Here is a 24,798-nt window from a genome sequence, read left to right as displayed (position 1 = left end):
CACCCGCATGAGCATGACCCCGCAGATGAGCCAGCAGGGGCAGCAGTCCCCGAGCACGTCGCCCTACCAGCAGCAACAGCAGCAGCCGTTCGGTCAGCAGGGCTTCGGCCAGCAGCAGCCGTTCGGCCAGCAGGGCCTCGGTCAGCAGGGCTTCGGCCAGCAGGGCTTCGGCCAGCAGCAGCAGCCGTTCGGCCAGCAGGGCTACGGTCAGCAGCAGCAGCCGTTCGGCCAGCAGGGCTACGGCCAACAGCAGCAGCCGATGGGTATGGGCGGCGGCTCGCTCGAGCAGCTGCAGCAGCTCGGCCAGCAGCAGCCCTTCCAGGGGCTGCTCCAGCAGCTCGGTCAGCAGCAGATGGGCGGCCAGCAGCAGATGGGTGGCCAGCAGCAGCAGATCGAGCAGCAGGTGCAGCAGCATCTGCACCAGATCGCCCAGATCGCGGTACAGCACGCCCAGCAGCAGGTCCAGCAGCAGGTGCTCCAGGCCGGCGTCGCGGACGCCTACATCGACGTGGTGCAGCCGCTGCCCGGGCAGCCCAGCCTCATCGCCCTGCGCATCCAGGGCCAGTTCAGGATCTTCGCCAACCCGAACCCGCAGACCCACGACCAGGTCCAGGAGGCCTTCGCGTTCGGCCACCAGGTCGTCGGCATCTGGGACTCCAACTCGCAGCAGGTCCTGCGCAGCATCCACGTGCGCAAGATCTGACCCGCCTGATCCGGTCCGCCGGATCCGACCTCGAAAGATGACACGAGGGGCGCTTCCTCCGCAGGGAGGAAGCGCCCCTTTCCCGTGTCCCGGTGGCTACAGGGCCACGCCCAGCAGCGCGTCCACGGCTCGCGACACGACACCGGGGGCGCCGATGTCCGTACCGCCCTCGGTGTCCTGCCGCGCGGCCCAGCGGTCGACCGCGGCGAGCGCGGCCGGCGCGTCCAGATCGTGGGCCAGCGCCTCCCGGATCTCCTCGACGAGCGCTTCCGCGGCGGGCCCGTCCGGGCGGGACACGGCGGCCCGCCAGCGGTCGAGGCGGGCCACGGCGTCCGCGAGGACCTGGTCCGTCCACTCCCAGTCGGACCGGTAGTGGTGCGCGAGGAGCGCGAGCCGGATCGCGGCCGGGTCGACCCCGTCCCGGCGCAGCTTCGAGACGAAGACCAGATTGCCCTTGGACTTGGACATCTTCTCGCCGTCGAGCCCGACCATGCCGGCGTGCACGTACGCCTTGGCCATCGGGAACTCGCCGGTCAGCGCCTGGGCGTGGGAGGCGCCCATCTCGTGGTGCGGGAAGGCCAGGTCGGATCCGCCGCCCTGGACGTCGAAGCCCATGCCGAGGTGGTCGAGGGCGATGGCGACGCACTCGATGTGCCAGCCGGGGCGCCCCTGCCCCAGCGAGCCGCCGTCCCAGCTGGGCTCGCCGTCACGTGCGGCCATCCACAGCATCGGGTCGAGCGGGTTCTTCTTGCCCGGCCGGTCCGGGTCGCCGCCGCGCTCGGCGGACAGCAGCCGCATCGCCGCGGCGTCGAGGTTCGAGACGGAGCCGAAGTGCGGATCGGCCTCGACGGAGAAGTAGACGTCGCCCTCGAGCTCGTAGGCGGCACCGACGTCACGGAGCCGCTCGACGAGCGGCACGATGCCGGGTATCGCCTCGACGGCGCCTATGTAGTGCTGCGGCGGCAGCATCCGCAGGGCGGTCATGTCCTCGCGGAACAGGGCGGTCTCACGCTCGGCGAGGCCGGCCCAGTCGACGCCGTCGCGCACGGCCCGCTCGAGCAGCGGGTCGTCGACATCCGTCACGTTCTGGACGTAGTGAACCTGCCGCTTGGTGTCGAGCCACACGCGCTGCACGAGGTCGAACGCGTTGTAGGTCGCCGCGTGACCCATGTGGGTCGCGTCGTACGGCGTGATGCCGCAGACGTAGATACGGGCGACGGGACCGGGGTCGAGAGTGACGAGCCCATCGGTCGCGGTGTCGTGGATCCGAAGGTCGCGGCCCTTGCCAGGCAGGGCGGGGACCTCAGAAGCGGGCCAGGCATGCATGACATGAGCGTAACCGGACGGTGCTTCCGCATACGAACCGGACCGGGTCAGCTGGCCGACAAGGCCCTCTTGCGCGCCCCTGCCGTGCCCGCTAGGACGCGCCGGGGGCGACCACGGTGGCCCGGATCGCGTCGGAGAGGCCGAAGTGACGGATGCCATGCAGCAGGTAGGCGCGCAGGCCGCACACGAAGTACGTCCAGCCCTGCGTCTGGCCGACCGCCCGGGCGGCGCCCTCGATCCCGTCGGCCATGGGCTGCTCCGTGATGGTCAGCCGTGTGGCCCCCGCGTCGTCCGCCAGCTCGATGGCGACGTCGCCGCCGGGCCAGCTCCAGGAGATGCGGCGATCCGTCTCGATCTCGCCGATCCGCACGTCGAAGGTCGCGTCGACATGACCGAAACGCCAGGTCACCGTGGTGCCGGGCACCATGGCGGCGGACGCCTCGGCCGTGAAGAAGCTCGACAGGCCGTCGGGCGTGACGATCGTGCGGAACACGTCCGCGACCGGGCGGTCGATCCGGTCCTCGACAATCAGCTTGGTCATGCCTTCGAACGTAGCGCCGACCACCGACAGCCGCCCGCGGCGACGACCGCGCCGCGCCTCAGACGGGCGGCCACGGAATCGCGGGCCACTCGCCGCTCGGCTCCCGGTGCCGGCCGGACTTCAGCAGGGCCGCCACCCGCTCCCGTACGGCCTCCAGCTCGGCGTCGGTGATCAGCTCGGCGAGCCGGACGGCCAGCGGCTCATCGGCCCCGAGACGCTCGCGCAGCGCCTCCAGGGACGCGGTCGCCTCCTCGGTGAGCGGCTCCCCCGCCCAGCCCCACAGCAGGGTGCGCAGCTTGTCCTCGACGTTGAAGGTCACCCCGTGGTCGATGCCGTACAGGCGGCCCCCGGCGTCGACGAGCAGGTGCCCGCCCTTGCGGTCGCCGTTGTTGATCACCGCGTCGAGCACCGCGAGCCGGCGCAGCCGCGGGTCGTCGGCGTGCACGAGCAGGGCCGTGCGTCCCTCCTCGACCTCGGCGAATCCGATGGCCTTCCAGCCCGGTGCCGGCTCCTGCGCGTCGACGAGGGCCAGCAGCCGGTCGCCCTCCGCGGGTTCCGCGGACTCGGCGGGGCCGTCGATCCACAACTGGCACATGCCCTCGCCGTAGGGCCCGTCGCGCAGCACGGTGGGCGGCACGAGGCCCCAGCCGAGCGCCTCGGAGACCTCGTACGCGGCGACCTCGCGCTGTGCGAGCGTCCCGTCGGGGAAGTCCCACAGGGGGCGCTCGCCGCGCACCGGCTTGTACACGCAGGAGGCCTCGCGGCCCTCGTGCGTGACGGTGCACAGCAGCACGGCGTTCGAGGCGTCGCGGATCTGCCCTTCCACATGCAGCTCCCCCTGTGCGAGGAGCGCGAGGTCCCGGTCGCTCACGCTCCGCGCCGGTATCCGTTCTGGCGCGGACATACGTGTCCCTCCGGGTCGAGCGGCAGGCTGCACAGCGGGCACGGCGGGCGGCCCGCGTTCACGACGTCGAGGGCCCGCCTGGCGAAGGCGCGGGCCTGCGCGCCGGTGAGCCGGACCCGGAGCATCGGCGGACCGTTCTCCTCGTCCTGGAGAAGCCTTTCCTCGGCTTCGGCCAGGTCCTCGTCGGAGTCGGCGTCCAGCTCGACGAGGGCCTGCGCCTCGACGATCATGCGCTGCTCGTCGCCGTCCCAGGCGAGCGCCATGGTGCCGACGCGGAACTCCTCGTCGACGGGCGCGTCCAGGGGCGCGGTGTCGGAGATCTCGTTGGGCACGACGGCGGGCACCGGAGCGCTGCCGCCGCTGCGCCGGACGACCTCGTCGAGCAGTTCGTCCATGCGCTCGGCGAGCGCGGCCACCTGGGTCTTCTCCAGCGCCACGCTGGTGACCCGGGTTCCTGCCGAGGCCTGCAGGAAGAAGGTGCGGCGCCCGGGGAGCCCGACCGTACCGGCCACGAAACGCTCCGGAGGGTCGTAGAGGAACACCTGACGGGACACGTCCTGTCTCCATGGGATCTGGGGATCGACTGGCTGGGGTCCGGTCTCGGGGTGACCGGACCCGCCGTGCTTACGGCTGCTTCACCCTACTGCGGCCGACGATCACGGTGCGCCCGCGCCGCCGCCTACGGGTGCGTCCGGTTCCTGCGACTGCTCGCGCGGGGCGAGGGAGGCGAAGTCGCCGGTGTCGCCGAGGCGTACGAGAAACGGGCGCAGTCGCGTGTAACGGATCGCCGTGATGGAACACGGCTCTACAGAGATGCGCTGAAAGAGGTCCAGATGCAGCCCGAGGGCGTCCGCGACAAGGGACTTGATGATGTCGCCGTGCGAACACATCAGATAGACGGCGTCCGCGCCGTGCTCGCGCTCCACGCGCGCGTTCCACTCACGCACCGCCTCGGCGGCCCGGTGCTGCATCTGCCGCATCGACTCGCCGCCGGGGAACGCGGCGGCGGTCGGGTGCTGCTGCACGACCTGCATGAGCGGCTCGTCGGTGAGTTCGGCGAGCTTGCGGCCCGACCAGTCGCCGTAGTCGCACTCTCCGATCCGCTCGTCGGCGCTCACGGCCACCTCGGGCCGGGCGATGAGCAGCGGCGCCAGGGTCTCCTGGCAGCGCTGCAAGGGGCTGGTGACGATCTGCGCGAGGGGCAGGTCCTTGAGGCGCTCGGGCAGGGCGGCGGCCTGCGCGGCGCCGCGCTCGTCGAGGGCCACGCCGGGGGTCCACCCGGCGAGCAGACCCGCGGTGTTGGCCGTGGAGCGTCCGTGCCGGACGAGGATCAGCGTGGGCATACGGGCCAGCCTAGGCGCCCGCGGAGGTGCGACCGGCGCGGCCCCTGGGAAGAATGCCAGTCATGATCGTCGACTGCGCCATCTACCGGGACGGGCGGCGGACCGAGGGGCCCGCGGACTTCTCCGACGCGCTCGCGCAGGCGCGGGCCGCGGGCGACGCGTTCGTGTGGATCGGTCTGCACGAGGCGACGGAGCACGAGTTCGACGTGGTCAGCCAGGAGTTCGGACTGCATCCGCTGGCCGTCGAGGACGCGCTCAAGGCCCACCAGCGGCCGAAGTTGGAGGTCTACGACGACTCGCTCTTCGTGGTCCTCAAGCCGGTCGTGTACGAGCCGCAGAGCGACCGGGTGTCCACGGGCGAGCTGATGCTGTTCCTGGGCGACTCGTTCGTGGTGACCGTGCGGCACGGCGAGGGCGAGCCCCTGAAGGCCGTACGCCGGCGTCTGGAGGACGATCCGGAGTTCCTCCGGCACGGGCCCACCGCGGTCCTCTACTCGGTGACGGACGCCGCCGTGGACCATTATCTGGAGGTCGCGAGCGAGCTGCAGACCGACCTGGAGGAGCTGGAGGCGGAGGTCTTCTCGCCGGTCGTCGGCGGTTCGCGGGACACGGCGGCGCGGATCTACACGTTCAAGCGGCAGATCCTGGAGTTCCGGCGGGCCACCGGGCCGTTGGCGCTGCCGTTGGCCCGGCTCTCCGGGGCGGGTCCCTGGGGGCTCGCGGGCGTGCCGTTCGTGGACGAGGACGCGAAGCCGTTCTTCCGCGACGTGAACGACCATCTGACGCGGGTCAACGAGTCCGTGGACGGTCTGGACCGCCTGGTGTCGGACATCCTGTCCGCGCACCTGGCGCAGATGAGCGTGCGGCAGAACGACGACATGCGGAAGATCTCCGGGTGGGCGGCCATGGCCGCGGTGCCCACGATGATCGCGGGCATCTACGGCATGAACTTCGACCACATGCCCGAGCTGCACTGGGTGTGGTCGTACCCCGCGGTGATCCTGCTGATGGTCGCCCTGGAGGTGGCGCTGTTCCGGACGTTCAGACGCCGCGGCTGGCTGTAGGGCCCGTCAGGCGAACTCGACCGACGTGGTCGCGGGGCCGCCGAGCGCGTCGCGCCGCTGCGGCATCGTCAGCGACACCATCCGCCGCCAGCCGCCGGCCCGTTCGTACGCGTACACGGCGTGGATCCCGGCGGCGAGCACGGCCGACTTGGCCTTCGGCCACCCCAGGATGCGGCCCATGTGGTCCATGACGGCCAGACTGACGTCCCGGTAGACGGCGATCTCCGCCAGGGCGCACTCGCGCAGGATGCGCTGGATGGTGCGGCCGTGGCCCGCGTACGCGAAGCGGAGCAGTTCCTCGTGGCAGTAGGCGAGGTGGTTGTCCTCGTCGTTGGAGATCATCTTGACCGCGCGGCCGATGTCCGGGTCCTGGGAGAAGTGCTTGCGCAGCAGTTCCATCTGCTCGGAGGCGCGCTGTTCGGTGACGCGGCTGTGCGCGAGGTAGGTGACGATGTCCTGCACGGAGAGCGGCTCGTCGCGCTTGAGCTGCTCGTGCGCGAGTCCGATGCCGTGCTTCTCCAGCAGCATCGTGTAGTCGGCTTCGTGCGGTACGGGCACCGGCTGCAGACCGCGCTTCTTCATAAGGGCGTTGAAAATGCGCCCGTGCTTGTCCTCGTCGGCGCCGTGCCGCGCCACTTTGGGGGCGAGTGCCCGCTCGCTCTCGGGGACGAGTGCGGCGATCCGCCCGTTCTCCCAGCCGCCCTGGGACTCACCACTGGCAGCGATGGAGCAGAACAGCCGGAACGACTCGTCGTTGTCGATGATCTCCTGGAACAAGCTCTTGGCCGACAGCATCCTGGTACCTCCACGCGTCCGCGCACGATCCGGTGTTCCGCAAAGAACGAGTCAAATGCGGTACGCGGGGCGGGGCAACAGGTGTGCAGGACAACTCGGCCGAACGGAGGATCCCGAGTGCGCAGCGAAGCGTAACCGTGCGCGCGATGGCGCGTTGGTCTCCGTGACGGCCGTGGCGGGGAAGACCCCCCGAGCCCCCACCACGGCCGCGGAAACCTCTTCGCTGCTCCCGTTATGCGAGCCCGGCCCGCTCCAGCGCCTCCGTGCCCGCCCGCAGCGCGGCCACCCGCTCGTCGAGCGTGAACCCGGCCGGGTTGATCGTCAGCGTGGTGACACCGGCGGCGGCGTACGCCCGCATCCGGTCGGCGATCCGGTCCACCGAGCCTAGCAGCGTCGTGGAGTCGATGAGCTGGTGCGGGATCGCCGCGGCGGCGCCCTCCTTGTCGCCGGCGAGGTACTTCTCCTGGATCTCGGCGGCCTCCTTCTCGTAGCCCATGCGCTGCGCGAGCTGGTTGTAGAAGTTCTGCTTGGCGCTGCCCATGCCGCCCACGTACAGGGCGGTGTAGGGGCGGAAGAAGTCCGCGAGGGCCGTCACGTCCTTGTCGGCGCCGAGGGCGAGCGGCAGCGTCGGGCAGACGTCGAAGCCCTCCATCGTCAGGCCGGCCTTCTCGCGGCCCGCGCGCAGGGGCGCGATCGCGGTCTCCTCCAGGTGCTCGGCGGCCGGGAAGATCAGCAGGGCGCCGTCGGCGATCTCACCGGTCTGCTCCAGGTTCTTCGGACCGATCGCGGCGATGTACAGCGGGATGTGCTCGCGCTGCGGGTGCAGGGTGAGCTTGAGCGGCTTGCCCGGGCCCCCCGGCAGGGGCAGCGTCCAGTGCGCGCCGTCGTGGGTGACCCGCTCGCGGCTCATCGCCTTGCGGACGATCTCGACGTACTCGCGCGTGCGGGCCAGCGGCTTGTCGAACTTGACGCCGTACCAGCCCTCGGAGACCTGCGGTCCGGAGACACCGAGGCCGAGCCGGAAGCGGCCGCCGGAGAGCGAGTCGAGGGTCGACGCCGTCATCGCCGTCATCGTGGGCTGGCGGGCCGGGATCTGGAAGATGGCCGAGCCGACGTCGATGCGCTCGGTCTGCGCGGCGACGTACGCGAGGACGGTGGCGGCGTCGGACCCGTACGCCTCGGCGGCCCAGCACACCGCGTAGCCGAGCCGGTCGGCCTCCTGCGCGACGGCCAGGTTGTCCGCGTCCATGCCCGCGCCCCAGTACCCGAGATTGATGCCGAGCTTCATTGACCACATCCCCTTAACGCCGTGCGGATCCGCTGGTTTACCCATCGGTAACGTCTCTTGCCGGGCACCTTAGCGCGGCGTCGGCGCCGGGCACATGGGCCGACCTGCTCGTCGGGCCGGGGGTCCGGGCGCCGTCCCCGGGAAATCCGGCCCGCAGGGCCCCACATCCTGACCTTCGGCCAGTAATCTCAGCGCCCATGGAGCAGAGGCATCTCGGCCACACCGGCCTGCGCGTGTCCCGGATCGGACTCGGCACCCTCACCTGGGGGCGGGACACCGACGAGCACGACGCCGCCGACCTGTTGAAGTCGTTCTGGGAGGCGGGCGGCACGCTCGTCGACACGGCCGACGTGTACGGGGACGGCGAGTCCGAGTACCTGCTCGGGCGGCTCGTCGAGGGGCTCGTGCCGCGGCGGGATCTGGTCATCTCCACGAAGGCCGGCAGCGTGCCCGACCCGGACCGGCGCTTCGACGGCTCGCGCGGCCATCTGCTCTCCGCCCTCGACGCCTCGCTGGCCCGGCTCGGCACGGACTACGTCGACCTGTGGCAGGTCCACGCGTACGACACCGGGACCCCGCTCGAGGAGACGCTGCAGGCGCTCGACATCGCTGTCAGCAGCGGGCGGGCGCGCTATGCGGGCGTCTCGAACTTCTGCGGGTGGCAGCTGGCCAAGGCCGGCACGTGGCAGCTCGCGGCGCCGGGCGTGCGCACCCGTCTGGCCAGTACGCAGATGGAGTACTCGCTGCTGCAGCGCGGGGTGGAGCGGGAGGTGCTGCCCGCCGCGCTCGACCTGGGCATCGGGCTGCTGCCCTCCTCGCCGCTGGGCCGGGGCGTGCTCACCGGCAAGTACCGCTCGGGCACGCCCACGGACTCGCGCGGGGGCTCCGACCACATGGCGCCGTTCGTCGCGCCGTACCTGGACGAGGCGGCCGGGCACATCGTCGACGCGGTCGCGATAGCGGCGGACGGACTCGCGGTGACGCCGCTGCAGGTGGCTCTCGCCTGGGTCCGGGACCGGCCCGGGGTGGCCGCGCCGATCGTCGGGGCGCGCAACGCGCAGCAGCTCACGGCGGCATTGTCAGTGGAGGCCCTTAGTCTTCCTGACGAGATCTGCCAGGCGCTCGACGACGTGTCGGCGCCCGTGCACCGCTATCCCGATCAGGACTGGAGCACGTTGTGAGTACGGAGTCCGCTGCCGCGGAGAACGAGTCAGGGGCGCGCCCCGACGCCGGGCCGGACACGGAGACGTCGGCCGAGGCGCCTTCGGCGGAGGCCGGGTCGGCGACTGCGGAGCCGCAGCCGGAGGGCACAGAGGCCGCGGAGGCGGACGGTCCGGAGGGCGCGGGCACGGAGGGCGAGGACTCCGAGGGCGAAGGCACGGAGAGCGAGGGCGCCGAGCGGCAGGAGGCGGCCCAGCCGAGCGAGGCCGAGGCCGAGTTGGCCGCTCAGCGGGAGCTGCGGGAGCGGATCGCGCAGCGCAAGGCCGCCAAGGACGGCCCGGTCGACGCCGGGGCGAAGCTGAGCGGGAAGGCCGCCGATCTGCTGGCCGCCGTGCGCGCCGTGGAGAGCGGCGAGAAGCCCGTCGCCACCGTCTTCGCGGACCCGGAGCGCGAGCCGCGCCGCGTCGTCACGCCCCAGCCGGTGCGCAGGCCCGAGCCCGTCGCGCCCGCCGCCGACGCGGGGCCCGATGCCGGGACGGTGGACGCGGTGCGGGCCGTGCTCGTCGAGGGCGGGGCGCCCGACACGCTCGCCGCGTCGGCCGCCCGGACCCTGGGCGAGGACGCCGACGGGCAACTGCGCGCCGATCCGTGGCAGTTGCTGCGGGTGAGCGGTGTCCGGCCGGAGCAGGCCGACGGGTTCGCGCGGGCGCTGCTCGGCGCCGAGTGTGCCCCCGACGACGAGCGCCGTGGCCGCGCCGTCACCGTCTGGCTGCTCGAACAGGCGGCTGTCGCCGGACACACGGCCCTCGACCTGCCCGTCCTCGTCGAGGCGCTCGGCAAGCGCGCCGTGCCGGATCCGGACGCCGCCGTGCAGAGCGCCGTCGCGGAGGGAGAGGCGCTGCTCTTCCAGGACGCCCTCGACGACGCACCCGCGCCCGAGCCGGCCGAGGGCGAGGAGGAGGCCGAGCGCCCGGTCCGCGTCCTGGTGGGCCTCGAGCGGACCGCGCTCGCCGAGGAGAGCCTCGCCGACGGCCTGGCCCGGTTGATCAACTCCGGCCCCAAGGACGGCGGTTCGCCCGGCACGGACTGGGAGGACGCCGCTGCCGCCGCGGGCGGTTCGACCGCCGAGCTGATCCGCGCGATCGGGGCGCACCGGCTCGTGCTGCACACCGGTGGTGAGGCCGCCCGCGCGGAGCCGGTCGCCGCGGCGGCGGCCGCCGCCCGGCTCGGCCTGCGCGTCTGCGTCGCCGCGCACAGCGCGGACGGACGGCGGCGGGCCGCGCGGCAGCTCGGCGCGGAGGCACCCGAGACGGCCACGGCGACGGTCGCGGGCCTGCTCGCGCAGACGGAGGGCCCGGGCCGGGACGCCGACGGGGCGATCGCCGTCGACCTGCTCGTCGTCCTCGACGCACCGCAGACGGACGTGGACGACGCGGCGATGCTCGTCGAGCTCCTCGCCGACGGATCGGGGCTCGTGCTCAGCGGGGATCCCGGGACGCTGTGGTCGGCGGGCCCCGGGCGGGTGTTCGCGGATCTCCTCGCGGCGGGGATCTGCCCCCGGATCTCCTCCCGCACCCCGGACTTCGGGCCGATCGGCGAGCTGGTCTCCGGGATCGGCATCGGTGAGCTGAACCAGGTGGAGGCGCCGGGCAAGGAAGTCGTGATCGTTCCGGTGCGGGACGCGGCCGAGGCGATCCACCGCACGGTGCAGCTCGTCGCCGACTCGGTGCCGCGGGCGATCGGCGTGCCGGCCGAGGAGACCCAGGTGATCACTCCCGGGCACGGCGGCGCGGCCGGGACACGGGTGTTGAACGCGGCGCTGAAGGAGCGGCTCAACCCCGGCCCCGGGCGGTTCGGGGGCTTCGACCCCGGGGACCGGGTGGTGTACGTGCCGACGCCGGGGCGGATCCGGCCCGGCCGGGTGCTCGGCGCCGACGCGGAGGGGCTGCGCCTGGAGTGCGACGGCGAGCCCGTCGTCGTACCGAAGGAGCAGGTGGAGCGCGCCGTGCGGCACGGCTGGGCGGTCACCGGGCATCAGGCGATGGGACTGCGCTGGCCGGCGGCCGTGGTGGTGCTGCCCGGCGATGCGGTGCAGGCGCTGAGCCGGCCCTGGGTCTACACGGCGTTCGGGCGCGGGGAGCGGCACCTGTCCGTGGTGCACGGCGTCGACGCGGCCCTGCCCCGGGCCGTCGCGGAGGTCCCGGCCAAGCCGCGGACCACGCGGTTGCAGACCCTGGTCCGGGCGCAGGTGCCCGGCGCCTAGTCGAGGCGTCCGTCCCCGGCCCGGTTCCCCGGCGCCGGGGGGGACGGACGCCCCGGGGACCGTCATCTGCGGTCGGCGTCCTCCAGTGCCTCGTCGATCTCCACGCCCGCGTCGATGTCCTCGTCGGGGTCCAGGTCGTCGTCGTCGAAGACGGCGCTCACGTCGAAGCGGCAGACGACCCGCTGGGGGTCGGCCTGGTCGAACGGGAGCTCCAGCCACTCGCCCGGTTCCGCCGGTTCGTCCGCGGCCATCACCCAGAGCGTGGAGTCGCCCTCCTCCAGGCCGAACTCCTTGTGCCGGGAGGCGATCTCGTCGGGTTCGAACTCGCCGAAGAGGACGCCGAGCGCGGCGTGCACGCTGCTGCCCGCCCCGGTCGCGGTCTCGGTGTCGATGTCCGGATCGCCGTCGAGGTCGGCGACCCGGCCGGCCTGGGCGAGAAGTCGCTGCGGCTCCACCACGGCGTAGTCGCGTCGGATCAGCACGCTCAGCGCGTTCGGCTCCTCGGGCCCCGTGTACGGCGGCAGGGAATCCTCTCCGCCGGGGATCTCGAAGGGGGTGACCTCGTCGTAGCGGTCGTAGAGGAGCTCGTCGTACTCCTCGGCCGCGGCGGCGAGCTCGTTGAACGCTTCGTATACGGCCGGGTCGTCCTCTCCCGACCTGCGCTCGACAGCCGCCAGGTGGCGGTCGAGCGCAGCCTTGACCGCCTCGGCGGCGGCGCGTACCTCGGCAGCGGTGGGCTGCGCAGCATCAGACATAGTGCAGACGCTATCCGTACCGGGCCACTGCCCGCACAATAGATGCGATGCCGGAATACGAATTTGTCGACGTGTACGTGCCGCGCGGGGTCTCCCGCAAGGATGCGACGCGCCTGCTGACGGACCATGCAGAGTACGGACACTGGGAGTTGGACCGATTGAGTCTGCGCCGCGACGGCAGTCGCCGCGTGCGGCTGCGCCGTCGGATCATCCGCCAGGTACGGGCCACATGGTGACCTGAACCCGGCGGGTGAGCCGACACGGAGGAGCGGGCCCCGCACCCGCGGGGCCCGCTCCTCCGTTCTTGGCGCCTGCTCGACTCAGGCCGCCTTGGCCCGCCGGTAGAGGACCGCGCCGGCGAGCAGCGCACCCGCGCCCACCGGGATCGCCGCGCCGACCGGCAGGGAGCTGCCGGTCATCGCCAGCTGCGACTCGCCCTTGGGCTGGGCGACCGTCTGCGTCCCCGGCTGATTGGGGGTGTCGGGCTGGTGCTGGTGGTGCACCGCACGGGTCGGCGGGGTCCCCGGGGTGCCCGGCGTACCCGGGTGGTGCCGCTTCGACGGCGGCTTCTCGGGGCCGCCGGGCGGCGTGCTGGTGCCGCTGTCGTGGTTCGAGCAGTCGTTGCCGGTCGTCGCGTTGCCGAGTCCGATGACGCTGACCGAGTTGCCGCACGCGTTGACCGGCACCTCGACCGGCACCTGCACGTGGTTGCCCGAGCCGACGCCGGGCGAATCGCTCGTGTGACCGCCGGCCTGCGAGCCACCGCCGGACGACTGGTGCGAGCCACCGCCGGACGACTGGTGCGAGTCGCTGCCGTAGCCGTCGCGGTCCGAGGCGTTGGAGCAGTCGTTGCCCGTCGCGGGGTTGAGCAGCCCGACGACGTTCACGGTGTTGCCGCACAGGTTGACCGGAACCTCGACGGGCACCTGCACCGAGTTGCCGGACAGCACGCCCGGGGAACCCGAGGAGCTTCCCTGCGCGCCCGAGTCGGCGTGCGCGTAGCCACCGGTGACGGCGAGCACGCCGGTCGCGGCCGCCACGGTGATCAGGCCCTTGCGCGTGACCTGTCGCATAGCTTTCCCTGCCTTAGAACTTGCCTAAGCACCTACCGAAATGTGCGGAGCCGTGCGCCCCGCACCGAATCACCGTCGGCCCCGGAGCGCATGGCGCGCACTCCGGGGCCGACGGACTCAGACCCTCAAGGGGTGAAGCACAGCAACGTCAGCTGTTGACGCAGGTGTTGCCGAAGGCGGGGTTCAGCAGCCCGATCACGGAGACCGTGTTGCCGCAGACGTTCACCGGCACGTGGATGGGCGCCTGGATGACATTGCCCGACAGCACACCGGGGGACTTCACGGCGGCACCCTGGGCACCGGCGTCGGCAGCGGCGATGCCCGCACCCGCGAGCACGAGACCACCAGTGGCAGCCGCAGCAGCGACGACCTTCTTGATCATTATTCCTCCTTGTTGGCAATGCAGTCCCAGCCGCGGACTGCACTCCCTGTAACGAGGAGGAAGTAATGGGGCTACGAGCCTATGGTTCCTTTCACTCTTTTCAGGCAAGTACGCACGTGCGGACGAATGTTGCGATCACGCGGTGTTGACGCGGACCGTTCCTCACGACGCGTCGATGAACCGGTCGAGCACCCGGACACCGAACTTGAGGCCGTCGACCGGGACCCGCTCGTCCACGCCGTGGAACATGCCCGCGAAGTCCAGCTCGGGCGGCAGCTGCAGCGGCGCGAAGCCGAAGTTGCGGATGCCCAGCTCCACGAAGGACTTGGCGTCGGTGCCGCCGGAGAGCATGTAGGGGATGGCCTTGCCGATCGGGTCCTCGGCGGCGATCGAGGACTGCATGGCCGCGACGAGCGCCCCGTCGAAGGTGGTCTCGACGGCCTTGTCCGCGTGCACGTCCTCGCGCTTGACGAGGGGGCCGAGGATGCGGTCGAGGTCGGCGAGGAACTCCTCCTCGTGGCCGGGCAGGTACCGTCCGTCGACGTGCGCGGTGGCCTCGCCGGGGATGACGTTGACCTTGTAACCGGCGCCCAGCTGCGTGGGGTTGGCGGTGTTGCTGAGCGTGGCGCCGATCAGCTTGGCGATGCCGCCGAGCCGGACGAGGGTCGACTCCATGTCCTCGGGGTCGAGCTCGGTGCCGAGCGCGTCGCCGAGCTCGTCGAGGAAGGCGCGGGTGGTCTTGGTGACGCGCACGGGGAACTTGTGGCGGCCGAGCCGGGCGACGGCCTCGGACAGTTCGGTGATCGCGTTGTCCCGGTGGATCATCGAGCCGTGCCCGGCGGTGCCGGCCACGGTGAGCTTCATCCAGTGCATGCCCTTCTCGGCGGTCTGGACGAGGTAGAGCCGGCGCTGCTCGTTCACGGTGAACGAGAAGCCGCCGACCTCGCTGATCGCCTCGGTGACGCCCTCGAAGAGCTCCGGGTGGTGGTCGACGAGGTGGTGGGCGCCGAACGTGCCGCCGGCCTCCTCGTCGGCGAGGAAGGCCAGGACGATGTCGCGCGGGGGCTTGCGGCCGGTGCGCAGCCGGTCGCGGACGACCGCGAGGGTCATCGCGTCCATGTCCTTCATGTCGACGGCTCCGCGGCCCCACACGCACCCGTCGGCGACCTCGCCGGAGAAGGGGTGGTGGGTCCAGTCGGCCGCGTTGGCCGGGACGACGTCGGTGTGGCCGTGGATGAGCAGCGCGGGCCGCGTCGGGTCCTCGCCCTCGATGCGGGCGACCGTGGAGGCGCGGCCGGGGTGGGACTCGAAGATCTTCGGTTCGAGACCGACCTCGGCGAGCTTCTCCGCGACGTACTCGGCGGCCTTGCGTTCGCCGGGACCCGAGTGGTCGCCGTAGTTGCTGGTGTCGATCTGGATCAGCTCACGGCAGAGGTCGACGACCTCGTCCTGTCCGGAGACGGCCCTGCCCGTGCTCGACTCGCTCACGCTTGTTCCTCTCTCCCTGTGGATCCCTCCCATCCTCTCTCTCCTGGTGCCCGCGCCCAAGGCCGGGCCGCCCTCGTCACGTGCCGTTCACAGGCCGGTCGGGTGGCGTGATCGGACCACCTGGAAACCCTGGTAATGTTCTCTGTGTCGCCGCGGGAAACACCCCGCAAAAAGGCGGCAGACACCTTGTCCGGGTGGCGGAATGGCAGACGCGCTAGCTTGAGGTGCTAGTGCCCTTTATCGGGCGTGGGGGTTCAAGTCCCCCCTCGGACACAGCGAAAGACCCCAGTCCATCTGGGGTCTTTTTGTTTTACCGGCGGTCGGTGAGAGGGAAGTTGTGCGGTTTCAGCGCGGTGGGCGGGACGCCCGCTGGTGGATCACCTTCGGCGGGATCGCGTTCGGGGCCCTGTTCCTGGCGATCGGTCTGGTGCTGGGCGGAATGTCGGTCTCGCTGGCGGTGAGCGGGAAGCACGCCGAGGGCACGGTGGTGCACATGGAGTGGAGCTCCGGCACGAGCAGCGGTTCGTCCCGCAAGAGCCGGGGCAGCGGGCCGTCCGCGCACCCGGTGGTCCTGTTCACCCCGGCCGGCGGCGAGTCGGTGACCTTCCGCAGTTCGGCGGGCTCCAATCCGCCGGCGTACGACGTGGGCGACCGGGTCGATGTGCTGTACCGGGCCGATGACCCCGAGGACGCGCAGATCGACGGCTTCCTCTCGATGTGGCTCCTGCCGCTGATCTTCAGCGGGATCGGCCTGGTGATCCTGGCGATCGCGACGGCCTTCGCGGTGGCGCGGCGCAGGCGGTCGCGGGTCGCGGGCGCGCCGCCGGTGGCTCTCACGAAGGCGTAGCGACACACGCACCAGACCCCCCGGCCGTCCGGCCGGGGGGTCTGGTGTTTGCGGGTCGGTCAGCCGGTGAAGCCGGCCGTGATCTTCGTGAACTGCCAGGTGTCCTGGCTGATGCCGGAGCAGTTCTCGGCGACGCCGCCGCCCGCGCACGGCCGGTCGCGGTTGACCGACCAGAAGGCGAGGCGGGCGATGTGCTTGCTGTTCGCCCAGTCCTTGATCTGGGTCCAGATGGCGGGCGTGGTGGTCTCCTGCTGGTCGCTGAGGCCGTTCATCCCGGAGATGCCGAGGTGGGCGTAGGCGGTGGCGTCGTCCCAGCCGAAGACCGACTTGAGCTTGGTCTTCAGGCCCTCGGCGGCGTTCACGGTGTTGCCGTACATGTCGCTGCCGCCGCCGAAGTCGAACGGCATGATCGTGAAGACGTCGATGTCCGCGTTCAGGGCCTTGGCCTGCTCGATGAGGCGGTTGCCGTAGTACGTCGGGCCGGTGGTCGACGTGCCGAAGGTGAGGATCGTGCGCAGGCCGGGGTTGTTGGCCTTGACGATCTTCAGGGCGTTCAGGATGCGGTCCTGCACGGCGGTGTTCTCGAACTCGTCGGTGTTCTCGATGTCGACGTCGATCGCCTTGAGGCCGTACGCGTCGATGACCTTCTGGTACGCGCCCGCGAGCGCTTCCGGTGTCGAGCAGTTGGGGCCGAGCTTGTTGCCGCTCCAGCCGCCGATGGACGGGACGATGTCGCCGCCCGCGGACCGGACGGCGTTGATCGCGGTCTGGTCCTGGCCGCCGGTGAGCGGGCGCTGGCCGTCCCAGGCCGGGTTGCAGCCGCCGGAGGAGAGGATGAAGGCCATCGTGAACCACTTGACTCCGGTGGCGTTCATGACGGTGGTGGGGCTCGGCGGGTCTCCCCAGCCGGTGTAGAGGTACGGCGCGGCCTGTTTGAAGCCGGTGCCGCCGCCGGAGCCCGCGCTCGTGGTGACGGAGACGGCGTTGGAGGCGGCCGAGCTGTTGCCCGCCGCGTCGTGGGCCTTGACCGTGAAGCTGTACGCGGTGGACGCGGCCAGGCCGGAGACGGTGGCCGACGTGCCGGAGACCGTGAGGAGCTTGTTGCTGCCGCCGGAGTAGATGTCGTAGCCGGTGACCCCGACGTTGTCGCTCGCCGCGCTCCAGGACAGGGAGACGCTGGAGGACGTCTTGCCGGTGGAGGTGAGGCCGGTCGGGGCGGTCGGGGCCTGGGTGTCCGAGCCGCCCCCGCCGCCGGGTCCGTCGAGGCTGATGTCGTCGGCGTAGTAGGTGCCCTGCCCGTACCAGCCCTGCGTGTAGATCCTGACGCTGGTCTGGGCGGCGCCGGTGGTGAACTTGACCGTCAACTGGCTGTACGTGGACGGGGACTGGGTCCAGGTGGAGGCGCCGCCGTCGACGCCGAGGTAGACGTAGCTGCCGCGCAGCGAGCCGGAGAGGGTGTACGCGGTGTTGGGCTGGACGGCGACGGTCTGGCCGCACTTGGCGTTGTCGCTCGCACTCGCCGCGCCCGCAAGGGCCTTGGTGCCGCCGTGGACGGGGGTGGAGACCACGGAGCCGAGGTTGCCGGAGCAGGTCCAGGGGCCGAGGGAGCCGGACTCGAAGCCGGGGTTGGACAGGACGTTGGCCGCCTGGGCGGTGCCGGGCAGGGCGACGGCACCGGCGAGGGCGAGGGCGGCGGCGCCGAGGAGGGCCAGGAAGCGGGGTCTGACGGAGGGTCTGGTGCGGCGTTGCGTTCGGTGTGGGGACACGCGAACTCCCGGTGCTCTGAGGGGACTTGGGGACGAGCGCGAACCGTGCAGTTCCTGTGGCCCTCATAAGTTGGTATGGACCAATGCGGTTGTCAAGGTGGTCCGCCGGATTGCGGGGCCGCCCACCCCGCCTGCGTCCGGTTCGTCCCCGGGGCCGACCGTACGGCCGTGTGCCGTACGGTCGGCCTCGCGTCAGGACGCGGGTCGTACGTTCCAGGCCGCGACGACCGGCCGGCCGTGCTCGGTGGAGAGCCGGCTGACCGTGCCGGTGGCGAGCTGGAACAACCGACCGTCGGCCGGGGCGAGCCCCAGCCGACGGGCGGTGACGACGCGCAGGAAGTGCGCGTGCGCGACGAGGACGACGTCCCCGTCGTCGGCCGCGAGGGCCGCGTCCACCCGGGACAGGACGCGGTCGGCCCGCGCCCCGGCCTCGGCCGGGGACTCCCCCGGGTGCCCCTCGGGGCCGGGCGGCACACCGTCCGTCCACAGGTCCCAGGTGGGCCGGGTGCTGTGGATCTCGCGGGTGGTGATGCCTTCGTACGCCCCGTAGTCCCACTCGTGCAGATCGGGGTCGGGCTCGGCCCCGGCCAGGCCCGCCAGATCGGCGGTGCGGACCGCGCGGTCCAGCGGGCTGGTGAGGACGCGTGCGAAGGGCCGGCCGGCGAAGAACGGGGCCAGGGACTTGGCCTGTTCCTCGCCGTGCCGGGTGAGGGGCTTGTCCGTCCAGCTGGTGTGCTGTCCGGACAGGCTCCACTCGGTCTCGCCGTGGCGGACCAGCAGGAGGTCACCCATGGCGACATCCCCCCTCAACTTGCCTTTATATGTGGCTGCTTGGTGCCGTTGCGTGTGGGGCTACTTGGCGGACTCGACCGCGTGGCCGCCGAACTGGTTGCGCAGCGCGGCGATCATCTTCATCTGCGGCGAGTCGTCCTGGCGGGACGCGAAGCGGGCGAAGAGCGAAGCGGTGATCGCGGGCAGCGGCACCGCGTGGTCGATGGCCGCCTCGACGGTCCAGCGGCCCTCGCCGGAGTCGGCGGCGAAGCCGCGCAGCTTGGCCAGGTGCTCGTCGTCGTCGAGGGCGTTGACCGCCAGGTCGAGCAGCCAGGAGCGGATGACCGTGCCCTCCTGCCAGGAGCGGAAGACCTCGCGCACGTCGGTCACCGAGTCGGCGGCCTCGAGCAGCTCCCAGCCCTCGGCGTAGGCCTGCATCATGGCGTACTCGATGCCGTTGTGGACCATCTTGGAGAAGTGGCCCGCGCCGACCTTGCCCGCGTGGACGTAGCCGAAGTCGCCCTCGGGCTTGAGGGCGTCGAAGACCGGCTTGACCTTGGCGACGTTCTCGTCGGAGCCGCCGACCATGAGGGCGTAGCCGTTCTGCAGGCCCCACACGCCGCCGGAGACGCCGGCGTCGACGAAGCCGATGCCCTTCACGCCCAGCTCGGCGGCGTGCTTCTCGTCGTCCGTCCAGCGGGAGTTGCCGCCGTCGACGACGATGTCGCCCTCGGAGAGCAGGTCCTTCAGCTCGTCGACGGTGGACTGGGTGGCGGCGCCCGCGGGGACCATCACCCAGACCACGCGCGGGCCTTCGAGCTTCTCGACGAGTTCGGCGAGCGACGCGACGTCCGAGACCTCGGGGTTGCGGTCGTAGCCGATGACGGTGTGGCCCGCGCGGCGGATGCGCTCGCGCATGTTGCCGCCCATCTTGCCGAGGCCAATAAGTCCGAGCTGCATGTCAGTTCACTTACCTTCAGTGGTACGGCCGCGCAGGGCGCGGTAGGTGGAGACCAGGGACTGGGTGGAGGCGTCGAGGCCGGGGACCTCCGCGCCCTCCGTGAGGGCGGGCTCGACGCGCTTGGCGAGGACCTTGCCGAGTTCGACGCCCCACTGGTCGAAGGAGTCGATGTTCCAGACCGCGCCCTGGACGAAGACCTTCTGCTCGTAGAGGGCGATGAGCTGGCCGAGGACCGACGGGGTCAGTTCCTTCGCCAGGATCGTGGTGGTCGGGTGGTTGCCCTTGAACGTCTTGTGCGGCACCAGCTCCTCGGCCACCCCCTCCGCGCGCACCTCGTCGGGCGTCTTGCCGAAGGCGAGCGCCTGGCCCTGGGCGAACAGGTTGGCCATCAACAGGTCGTGCTGGCCGGCGAGTTCACCGAGCTCCTCGACCGGCTTCGCGAATCCGATGAGGTCCGCCGGGATCAGCTTCGTGCCCTGGTGGATCAGCTGGTAGTAGGCGTGCTGGCCGTTGGTGCCGGGCGTGCCCCACACCACCGGTCCGGTCTGCCACTCCACGGGGCGGCCCTCGCGGTCCACGGACTTGCCGTTGGACTCCATGTCGAGCTGCTGGAGGTACGCGGTGAACTTGGACAGGTAGTGCGAGTACGGCAGGACCGCGTGCGACTGGGCGCCGTGGAAGTTGCCGTACCAGATGCCCAGCAGGCCGAGCAGCAGCGGCGCGTTGGCCTCGGCCGGCGCCGTGCGGAAGTGCTCGTCGACCAGGTGGAAGCCGTCGAGCAGCTCGCGGAACGCGTCCGGGCCGATCGCGATCATCAGGGACAGGCCGATGGCCGAGTCGAAGGAGTAGCGGCCGCCGACCCAGTCCCAGAACTCGAACATGTTGGCCGTGTCGATGCCGAAGTCGGAGACCTTCTCGGCGTTCGTCGACAGGGCGACGAAGTGCTTGGCGACGGCGGCGTCGTCACCGAGGGACGCCAGCAGCCAGGACCGGGCGGCCTTGGCGTTGGTGATCGTCTCGATGGTGGTGAAGGTCTTCGACGCGATGATGAAGAGCGTCTCGGCCGGGTCGAGGTCGCGGACGGCCTCGTGCAGGTCGGCGCCGTCGACGTTCGACACGAAGCGGAACGTCAGGTCCCGTGCGGTGTACGGGCGCAGGGCCTCGTACGCCATCGCGGGACCCAGGTCGGAGCCGCCGATGCCGACGTTCACGACGTTCTTGATGCGCTTGCCGGTGTGGCCGGTCCACTCGCCGGAGCGGACCTTGTCGGCGAAGGCGGCCATCGTGCCGAGCACGGCGTGCACCTTCGGAACGACGTTCTCGCCGTCGACCTCGATCACGGCGTCGGCCGGGGCGCGCAGCGCCGTGTGCAGCACGGCGCGGTCCTCGGTCGTGTTGATCTTCTCGCCGCGGAACATGGCGTCGCGCTGCCCGAACACGTCGGTGGCGGTGGCCAGTTCCTGGAGGAGGGCGAGCGTCTCGTCCGTGACCAGGTGCTTGGAGTAGTCGATGTGCAGGTCGCCGACCTGGACGCGGTAGCGCTCGGCGCGCGCCGGGTCGGTGGCGAACAGGTCGCGCAGGTGCGTGCCGTTGAACTTGGCGCGGTGGTCCTCCAGGGCGGTCCACTGCGGGCGGCGCGTCAGGAGGGGGGTGGTGTCAGGCATGGTGAACGGACTCCTTGGAAGCCTTGGTGGCCTTCGTCGCCTTCGTGTCCTTCGTGTCCTCGGAGGAGGCCTTCGCGTCCTCGGAGGAGGCCTTCGCGTCCTTCGGGCCGGAGGCGCCCGTGGCGTCCCCGTGCAGCGCGACGGCGTACATCTCGTCGGCGTCGAGGCGGCGGAGCTCCTCGGCGATCAGCTCGGCGGTGGAGCGGACCTTCAGGGCGAGGGTGCGCTCCGGCTGACCGGGCAGGGACAGGGTGGCGAGGGGGCCGTCGGGGCGGTCGATGCGGATCTCGCCGTTCGGCGTGCCGAGGCGGACCGCGGTGACGACGGGGCCGGCCGTGGTGACCCGCTCGACCTGGACGCCGAGCCGGGTGCCGAGCCAGCGTGCGAGCAGTTCGGCGCTGGGGTTCTCGGCCTCGGACTCGACGGCCGCGGAGACGATGTCGGCGCGGGCCTGGTCGAGGGCGGCGGCCAGCATGGAGCGCCACGGCGTGAGCCGGGTCCAGGCCAGGTCGGTGTCGCCCGGCGCGTAGGACTTGGCGCGGTCGGTGAGCGCGGCGATCGGGTCCTCGACGGCGTACGCGTCGGTGATGCGGCGGGCGGCGAGCGCGCCGAGCGGGTCCCCCGCGGGCACCTCGGGCGCGTCGACCGGCCACCACACGACGACCGGGGCGTCGGGCAGCAGCAGCGGCAGCACGACGGAGTCGGCGTGCTTGCTGACCTCGCCGTACAGCCGCAGGATCACGGTCTCGCCGGTGCCGGCGTCGGAGCCGACCCGGACCTCCGCGTCGAGGCGGTTGCCCTGCCGGTCGCGCGGCGAGCGCGCGGTGCGCTTGATGACGACGAGGGTGCGCGACGGGTGCTCGCGGGACGCCTCCTGGGCGGCCTTCGTCGCGTCGTACGCGTTCTCCTCGTCGGTGACGATGACCATCGTCAGGACCATGCCCACGGCGGGCGTCCCGATGGCCCGGCGCCCTTGCACGAGCGCCTTGTTGATCTTGCTTGCCGTGGTGTCGGTCAGGTCGATCTTCATGGCCTGCGCCAGCTCCGTCCGTCTCGTGCGAGCATCTCGTCCGCTTCCTTCGGCCCCCAGCTTCCCGAGGCGTACTGGGCGGGCCTGCCATGCTCGTCCCAGTTCTCCTCGATGGGGTCGAGGATGCGCCAGGACTCCTCCACCTCTTCCGTGCGCGGGAAGAGGTTGGCGTCGCCCAGCAGCACGTCCAGGATCAGACGCTCGTACGCCTCCGGACTGGACTCCGTGAACGACTCGCCGTAAGCGAAGTCCATGGAGACGTCGCGGATCTCCATCGAGGTACCCGGGACCTTCGACCCGAAGCGTACGGTCATGCCCTCGTCGGGCTGGACGCGGATGACGACCGCGTTCTGGCCGAGTTCCTCGGTGGCGGTGGAGTCGAACGGGGAGTGCGGGGCGCGCTGGAAGACGACCGCGATCTCGGTGACGCGGCGGCCCAGGCGCTTGCCGGTGCGCAGGTAGAAGGGGACGCCCGCCCAGCGGCGGTTGTCGATCTCCAGCTTCACGGCGGCATAGGTGTCGGTCTTCGACCTGGGGTCGATGCCGTCTTCCTGGAGGTAGCCCTTGACCCGCTCGCCGCCCTGCCAGCCCTCGGCGTACTGCGCGCGGACCGTGGACGCGCCCAGGTCGGCGGGAAGCCGCACGGACTTGAGGACCTTGAGCTTCTCCGTCACGAGCGACTCGGCGTCGAACGCGGCCGGCTCCTCCATGGCCGTGAGGGCCATCAGCTGGAGCAGGTGGTTCTGGATGACGTCGCGGGCGGCGCCGATGCCGTCGTAGTAGCCGGCGCGGCCGCCGATGCCGATGTCCTCGGCCATCGTGATCTGCACGTGGTCGACGTACGACCGGTTCCAGATCGGCTCGTACATCTGGTTGGCGAAGCGGAGCGCCAGGATGTTCTGGACGGTCTCCTTGCCGAGGTAGTGGTCGATCCGGAAGACCTGCTCGGGCGAGAAGACGTCGTGGACGATCCGGTTGAGCTCCTTGGCCGACGTCATGTCGTGGCCGAAGGGCTTCTCGATGACGGCGCGCCGCCAGGAGCCCTCGGGGGCGTCGGCGAGGCCGTGCTTCTTGAGCTGCTGCACGACCTTCGGGAAGAACTTCGGCGGGACCGAGAGGTAGAAGGCGTAGTTGCCGCTCGTGCCGCGCTTCTCGTCCAGCTCGTCGACGGCGTCGCGCAGCTGCTTGAACGCGGTGTCGTCGTCGAAGTCGCCCGGGATGAAGCGCATGCCCTCGGCGAGCTGGGCCCAGACCTCCTCACGGAAGGGCGTGCGGGCGTGCTCGCGCACCGAGTCGTGGACGACCTGCGCGAAGTCCTGGTCCTCCCACTCGCGGCGGGCGAACCCGAGGAGCGAGAAGCCCGGCGGGAGCAGACCGCGGTTGGCGAGGTCGTAGACGGCCGGCATCAGCTTCTTGCGGGACAGGTCGCCGGTGACGCCGAAGATGACGAGCCCGGAGGGGCCCGCGATGCGCGGCAGACGCCGGTCGCGGGGGTCCCTCAGCGGGTTCTGCCAGGCGGTGACGCTCACTTGGAGGCACCTTCCTTGCCGGCGAGGCGGTCGGCGACCGTGCCGAGCAGGTCGTTCCAGGAGATCTCGAACTTGGCGACGGCCTCGTCCTCGAGCTGCTGGACGACCTGGTCGTAGGAGATGCCGAGCATCTCGACGGCCGCGAGGTCGGTGCGGGCCTGGGCGTAGCCGCCGGTGATGGTGTCGCCGGTGATCTCGCCGTGGTCGGCGGTGGCGTTCAGGGTGCCTTCCGGCATGGTGTTGACGGTGCCGGGGGCGACCAGCTCGTCGACGTACAGGGTGTCCTTGTACGCGGGGTCCTTGACGCCGGTCGAGGCCCACAGCGGGCGCTGCTTGTGGGCGCCGGCGGCCTCCAGCTCGGTGGCCCGCCCGGTGGCGAAGACCTGCTCGTACGCCTCGTAGGCGAGACGGGCGTTGGCGAGCGCGGCCCGGCCCTTGAGGCCCTTGGCCTCGTCGGTACCGATCTTGTCGAGGCGCTTGTCGATCTCGGCGTCGACGCGCGAGACGAAGAAGGAGGCGACCGAGTGGATCGTGGAGAGGTCGATGCCGCGCCGGTGCGCCTTCTCCAGGCCCGCGAGGTAGGCGTCCATGACGGCCTTGTAGCGGTCGAGGGAGAAGATCAGCGTGACGTTGACGGAGATGCCGAGGCCGATGACCTCGGTGATGGCCGGCAGGCCCGCCTTCGTCGCCGGGATCTTGATCATGACGTTCGGGCGGTCGACGAGCCAGGCGAGCTGCTTGGCCTCGGCGATCGTGGCCGCGGTCTCGTGGGCCAGGCGCGGGTCGACCTCGATGGAGACGCGGCCGTCGCGGCCCTGCGTCGCGTCGAACACGGGGCGCAGGATGTCGGCGGCGGCGCGGACGTCGGCCGTCGTCATCATGCGGACGGCCTCGTCGACGGTGACCTCGCGGACGGCCAGGTCGGCGAGCTGGTCCTCGTAGCCCTCGCCGGAGCCGATGGCGGCCTGGAAGATCGAGGGGTTCGTGGTGACGCCCACGACGTGGCTGTTCTCGATGAGCCCGGCGAGGTTGCCGGACTCGATGCGCTTGCGGGACAGGTCGTCCAGCCAGATGGAAACGCCTTCGTCGGAGAGGGACTTCAGGGCCGACGGGGAGGAGGCGGCGTTGCTCATGTTCTTCTTCA

Annotated in this window: 24 protein-coding genes and 1 tRNA gene; 7 read left to right on the top strand and 18 right to left on the bottom strand. The window is 71.4% G+C overall.

The window, feature by feature from the left end; translation table 11 throughout:
- Positions 1-7: 7 nt before the first annotated feature.
- Entirely contained in the window at positions 8-703 is a 696-nt protein-coding gene (locus tag ACQUQD_RS32690; protein WP_428955779.1) for a hypothetical protein, read from the top strand.
- 96 nt (positions 704-799) lie between these two features.
- Here the strand turns inward: ACQUQD_RS32690 and mshC are convergent, their stop codons facing one another.
- The 5 genes from mshC to ACQUQD_RS32665 all read right to left on the bottom strand — a co-directional run bounded on the left by mshC (position 800) and on the right by ACQUQD_RS32665 (position 4,817).
- Entirely contained in the window at positions 800-2,029 is a 1,230-nt protein-coding gene (gene mshC / locus ACQUQD_RS32685) for a cysteine--1-D-myo-inosityl 2-amino-2-deoxy-alpha-D-glucopyranoside ligase (protein ID WP_428955778.1), read from the bottom strand.
- A gap of 91 nt (positions 2,030-2,120) precedes the next feature.
- Positions 2,121-2,570: an SRPBCC domain-containing protein gene (locus ACQUQD_RS32680; protein WP_428955777.1), complete on the bottom strand. Its 450-nt coding sequence runs from the start codon at positions 2,568-2,570 to the stop codon at positions 2,121-2,123.
- A 58-nt stretch (positions 2,571-2,628) separates the two neighbouring features.
- The gene (locus ACQUQD_RS32675) at positions 2,629-3,474 is read right to left on the bottom strand and encodes an SCO1664 family protein (RefSeq protein WP_428955776.1); all 846 of its coding nucleotides are present in this window, start codon (positions 3,472-3,474) and stop codon (positions 2,629-2,631) included.
- On the bottom strand, positions 3,438-4,028 hold the full coding sequence (locus ACQUQD_RS32670; protein WP_428955775.1) for a DUF3090 domain-containing protein: 591 nt from the start codon (positions 4,026-4,028) through the stop codon (positions 3,438-3,440). Before ACQUQD_RS32670 ends, ACQUQD_RS32675 begins: the two co-directional genes overlap by 37 nt.
- Positions 4,029-4,130: 102 nt before the next feature.
- Positions 4,131-4,817, bottom strand: coding sequence for a histidine phosphatase family protein (locus ACQUQD_RS32665; RefSeq protein ID WP_428955774.1), 687 nt, complete (start codon positions 4,815-4,817; stop codon positions 4,131-4,133).
- Positions 4,818-4,879: 62 nt separating this feature from the next.
- Between ACQUQD_RS32665 and corA the strand changes: the two genes are divergently transcribed.
- A complete protein-coding gene (gene corA, locus ACQUQD_RS32660) occupies positions 4,880-5,881 on the top strand; it encodes a magnesium/cobalt transporter CorA (RefSeq protein WP_428955773.1) in 1,002 nt (333 codons plus the stop codon).
- A gap of 6 nt (positions 5,882-5,887) precedes the next feature.
- Here corA and ACQUQD_RS32655 read toward each other — a convergent pair whose 3' ends face one another.
- Together ACQUQD_RS32655 and ACQUQD_RS32650 are read right to left on the bottom strand one after the other, a co-directional pair.
- Positions 5,888-6,676: a ferritin-like domain-containing protein gene (locus tag ACQUQD_RS32655; RefSeq protein WP_428955772.1), complete on the bottom strand. Its 789-nt coding sequence runs from the start codon at positions 6,674-6,676 to the stop codon at positions 5,888-5,890.
- Positions 6,677-6,908: 232 nt separating this feature from the next.
- On the bottom strand, positions 6,909-7,964 hold the full coding sequence (locus ACQUQD_RS32650) for an LLM class F420-dependent oxidoreductase (RefSeq protein WP_428955771.1): 1,056 nt from the start codon (positions 7,962-7,964) through the stop codon (positions 6,909-6,911).
- 197 nt (positions 7,965-8,161) lie between these two features.
- On the opposite strand from ACQUQD_RS32650, the gene ACQUQD_RS32645 reads away from it, so the two are divergent.
- Together ACQUQD_RS32645 and ACQUQD_RS32640 are read left to right on the top strand one after the other, a co-directional pair.
- The gene (locus ACQUQD_RS32645) at positions 8,162-9,145 is read left to right on the top strand and encodes an aldo/keto reductase (RefSeq protein ID WP_428955770.1); all 984 of its coding nucleotides are present in this window, start codon (positions 8,162-8,164) and stop codon (positions 9,143-9,145) included.
- Positions 9,142-11,388: a helix-hairpin-helix domain-containing protein gene (locus tag ACQUQD_RS32640; protein WP_428955769.1), complete on the top strand. Its 2,247-nt coding sequence runs from the start codon at positions 9,142-9,144 to the stop codon at positions 11,386-11,388. Before ACQUQD_RS32645 ends, ACQUQD_RS32640 begins: the two co-directional genes overlap by 4 nt.
- Before the next feature lie 62 nt (positions 11,389-11,450).
- Here ACQUQD_RS32640 and ACQUQD_RS32635 read toward each other — a convergent pair whose 3' ends face one another.
- Positions 11,451-12,143: a hypothetical protein gene (locus tag ACQUQD_RS32635; RefSeq protein ID WP_428955768.1), complete on the bottom strand. Its 693-nt coding sequence runs from the start codon at positions 12,141-12,143 to the stop codon at positions 11,451-11,453.
- A 47-nt stretch (positions 12,144-12,190) separates the two neighbouring features.
- Here ACQUQD_RS32635 and ACQUQD_RS32630 point away from each other — a divergent pair, with 47 nt between their 5' ends.
- Positions 12,191-12,379, top strand: coding sequence for a DUF5703 family protein (locus ACQUQD_RS32630; RefSeq protein ID WP_111666225.1), 189 nt, complete (start codon positions 12,191-12,193; stop codon positions 12,377-12,379).
- A gap of 84 nt (positions 12,380-12,463) precedes the next feature.
- Here the strand turns inward: ACQUQD_RS32630 and ACQUQD_RS32625 are convergent, their stop codons facing one another.
- The 3 genes from ACQUQD_RS32625 to ACQUQD_RS32615 all read right to left on the bottom strand — a co-directional run bounded on the left by ACQUQD_RS32625 (position 12,464) and on the right by ACQUQD_RS32615 (position 15,086).
- Positions 12,464-13,216, bottom strand: coding sequence for a chaplin (locus ACQUQD_RS32625; protein ID WP_428955767.1), 753 nt, complete (start codon positions 13,214-13,216; stop codon positions 12,464-12,466).
- Positions 13,217-13,364: 148 nt separating this feature from the next.
- Positions 13,365-13,598, bottom strand: a complete 234-nt coding sequence (gene chpH, locus ACQUQD_RS32620) for a chaplin ChpH (protein WP_428955766.1) — start codon at positions 13,596-13,598, stop codon at positions 13,365-13,367.
- 162 nt (positions 13,599-13,760) lie between these two features.
- The gene (locus ACQUQD_RS32615) at positions 13,761-15,086 is read right to left on the bottom strand and encodes a M20/M25/M40 family metallo-hydrolase (RefSeq protein ID WP_428955765.1); all 1,326 of its coding nucleotides are present in this window, start codon (positions 15,084-15,086) and stop codon (positions 13,761-13,763) included.
- A 188-nt stretch (positions 15,087-15,274) separates the two neighbouring features.
- Between ACQUQD_RS32615 and ACQUQD_RS32610 the strand changes: the two genes are divergently transcribed.
- Together ACQUQD_RS32610 and ACQUQD_RS32605 are read left to right on the top strand one after the other, a co-directional pair.
- Positions 15,275-15,359, top strand: a tRNA-Leu gene (locus ACQUQD_RS32610).
- Between the two features lie 64 nt (positions 15,360-15,423).
- Positions 15,424-15,933 carry a DUF3592 domain-containing protein gene (locus tag ACQUQD_RS32605; RefSeq protein ID WP_428955764.1) on the top strand — a complete coding sequence of 170 codons (510 nt, stop codon included), beginning with the start codon at positions 15,424-15,426 and terminating at the stop codon, positions 15,931-15,933.
- Between the two features lie 59 nt (positions 15,934-15,992).
- Here the strand turns inward: ACQUQD_RS32605 and ACQUQD_RS32600 are convergent, their stop codons facing one another.
- The 7 genes from ACQUQD_RS32600 to tal form a co-directional block, all read right to left on the bottom strand.
- Positions 15,993-17,699, bottom strand: coding sequence for a fibronectin type III domain-containing protein (locus tag ACQUQD_RS32600; protein WP_428955763.1), 1,707 nt, complete (start codon positions 17,697-17,699; stop codon positions 15,993-15,995).
- Positions 17,700-17,891: 192 nt separating this feature from the next.
- Complete coding sequence (locus ACQUQD_RS32595) at positions 17,892-18,491, bottom strand: histidine phosphatase family protein (RefSeq protein WP_428955762.1); 600 nt, start codon at positions 18,489-18,491, stop codon at positions 17,892-17,894.
- Positions 18,492-18,551: 60 nt separating this feature from the next.
- On the bottom strand, positions 18,552-19,430 hold the full coding sequence (gnd, locus tag ACQUQD_RS32590; RefSeq protein ID WP_428955761.1) for a phosphogluconate dehydrogenase (NAD(+)-dependent, decarboxylating): 879 nt from the start codon (positions 19,428-19,430) through the stop codon (positions 18,552-18,554).
- A gap of 6 nt (positions 19,431-19,436) precedes the next feature.
- On the bottom strand, positions 19,437-21,095 hold the full coding sequence (gene pgi / locus ACQUQD_RS32585) for a glucose-6-phosphate isomerase (RefSeq protein ID WP_428955760.1): 1,659 nt from the start codon (positions 21,093-21,095) through the stop codon (positions 19,437-19,439).
- A complete protein-coding gene (gene opcA, locus ACQUQD_RS32580) occupies positions 21,088-22,125 on the bottom strand; it encodes a glucose-6-phosphate dehydrogenase assembly protein OpcA (RefSeq protein ID WP_428955759.1) in 1,038 nt (345 codons plus the stop codon). Before opcA ends, pgi begins: the two co-directional genes overlap by 8 nt.
- Positions 22,122-23,654 (bottom strand): glucose-6-phosphate dehydrogenase, encoded by a 1,533-nt coding sequence (gene zwf, locus ACQUQD_RS32575; RefSeq protein WP_428955758.1) that lies wholly within the window; start codon positions 23,652-23,654, stop codon positions 22,122-22,124. The genes opcA and zwf overlap by 4 nt, the downstream gene beginning before the upstream one ends.
- Positions 23,651-24,787, bottom strand: coding sequence for a transaldolase (gene tal, locus ACQUQD_RS32570; protein ID WP_428955757.1), 1,137 nt, complete (start codon positions 24,785-24,787; stop codon positions 23,651-23,653). The genes zwf and tal overlap by 4 nt, the downstream gene beginning before the upstream one ends.
- Positions 24,788-24,798 lie beyond the last annotated feature (11 nt).

The organism is Streptomyces sp. cg35 (genome assembly GCF_050410835.1).
GTDB lineage: Bacteria > Actinomycetota > Actinomycetes > Streptomycetales > Streptomycetaceae > Streptomyces.
This window is presented reverse-complemented; position numbering and strand designations above follow the sequence as displayed.

Bases quoted from the DNA above. Each gene is read 5' to 3' on its own strand.
- opcA (WP_428955759.1), bottom strand. From the start codon at position 22,125: ATGAAGATCGACCTGACCGACACCACGGCAAGCAAGATCAACAAGGCG.
- ACQUQD_RS32625 (WP_428955767.1), bottom strand. From the start codon at position 13,216: ATGCGACAGGTCACGCGCAAGGGCCTGATCACCGTGGCGGCCGCGACC.
- ACQUQD_RS32645 (WP_428955770.1), top strand. From the start codon at position 8,162: ATGGAGCAGAGGCATCTCGGCCACACCGGCCTGCGCGTGTCCCGGATC.
- mshC (WP_428955778.1), bottom strand. From the start codon at position 2,029: ATGCATGCCTGGCCCGCTTCTGAGGTCCCCGCCCTGCCTGGCAAGGGC.
- ACQUQD_RS32665 (WP_428955774.1), bottom strand. From the start codon at position 4,817: ATGCCCACGCTGATCCTCGTCCGGCACGGACGCTCCACGGCCAACACC.
- gnd (WP_428955761.1), bottom strand. From the start codon at position 19,430: ATGCAGCTCGGACTTATTGGCCTCGGCAAGATGGGCGGCAACATGCGC.
- ACQUQD_RS32675 (WP_428955776.1), bottom strand. From the start codon at position 3,474: ATGTCCGCGCCAGAACGGATACCGGCGCGGAGCGTGAGCGACCGGGAC.
- ACQUQD_RS32655 (WP_428955772.1), bottom strand. From the start codon at position 6,676: ATGCTGTCGGCCAAGAGCTTGTTCCAGGAGATCATCGACAACGACGAG.
- ACQUQD_RS32680 (WP_428955777.1), bottom strand. From the start codon at position 2,570: ATGACCAAGCTGATTGTCGAGGACCGGATCGACCGCCCGGTCGCGGAC.
- ACQUQD_RS32650 (WP_428955771.1), bottom strand. From the start codon at position 7,964: ATGAAGCTCGGCATCAATCTCGGGTACTGGGGCGCGGGCATGGACGCG.
- ACQUQD_RS32595 (WP_428955762.1), bottom strand. From the start codon at position 18,491: ATGGGTGACCTCCTGCTGGTCCGCCACGGCGAGACCGAGTGGAGCCTG.
- chpH (WP_428955766.1), bottom strand. From the start codon at position 13,598: ATGATCAAGAAGGTCGTCGCTGCTGCGGCTGCCACTGGTGGTCTCGTG.
- corA (WP_428955773.1), top strand. From the start codon at position 4,880: ATGATCGTCGACTGCGCCATCTACCGGGACGGGCGGCGGACCGAGGGG.
- pgi (WP_428955760.1), bottom strand. From the start codon at position 21,095: ATGCCTGACACCACCCCCCTCCTGACGCGCCGCCCGCAGTGGACCGCC.
- ACQUQD_RS32690 (WP_428955779.1), top strand. From the start codon at position 8: ATGAGCATGACCCCGCAGATGAGCCAGCAGGGGCAGCAGTCCCCGAGC.
- ACQUQD_RS32635 (WP_428955768.1), bottom strand. From the start codon at position 12,143: ATGTCTGATGCTGCGCAGCCCACCGCTGCCGAGGTACGCGCCGCCGCC.
- tal (WP_428955757.1), bottom strand. From the start codon at position 24,787: ATGAGCAACGCCGCCTCCTCCCCGTCGGCCCTGAAGTCCCTCTCCGAC.
- ACQUQD_RS32630 (WP_111666225.1), top strand. From the start codon at position 12,191: ATGCCGGAATACGAATTTGTCGACGTGTACGTGCCGCGCGGGGTCTCC.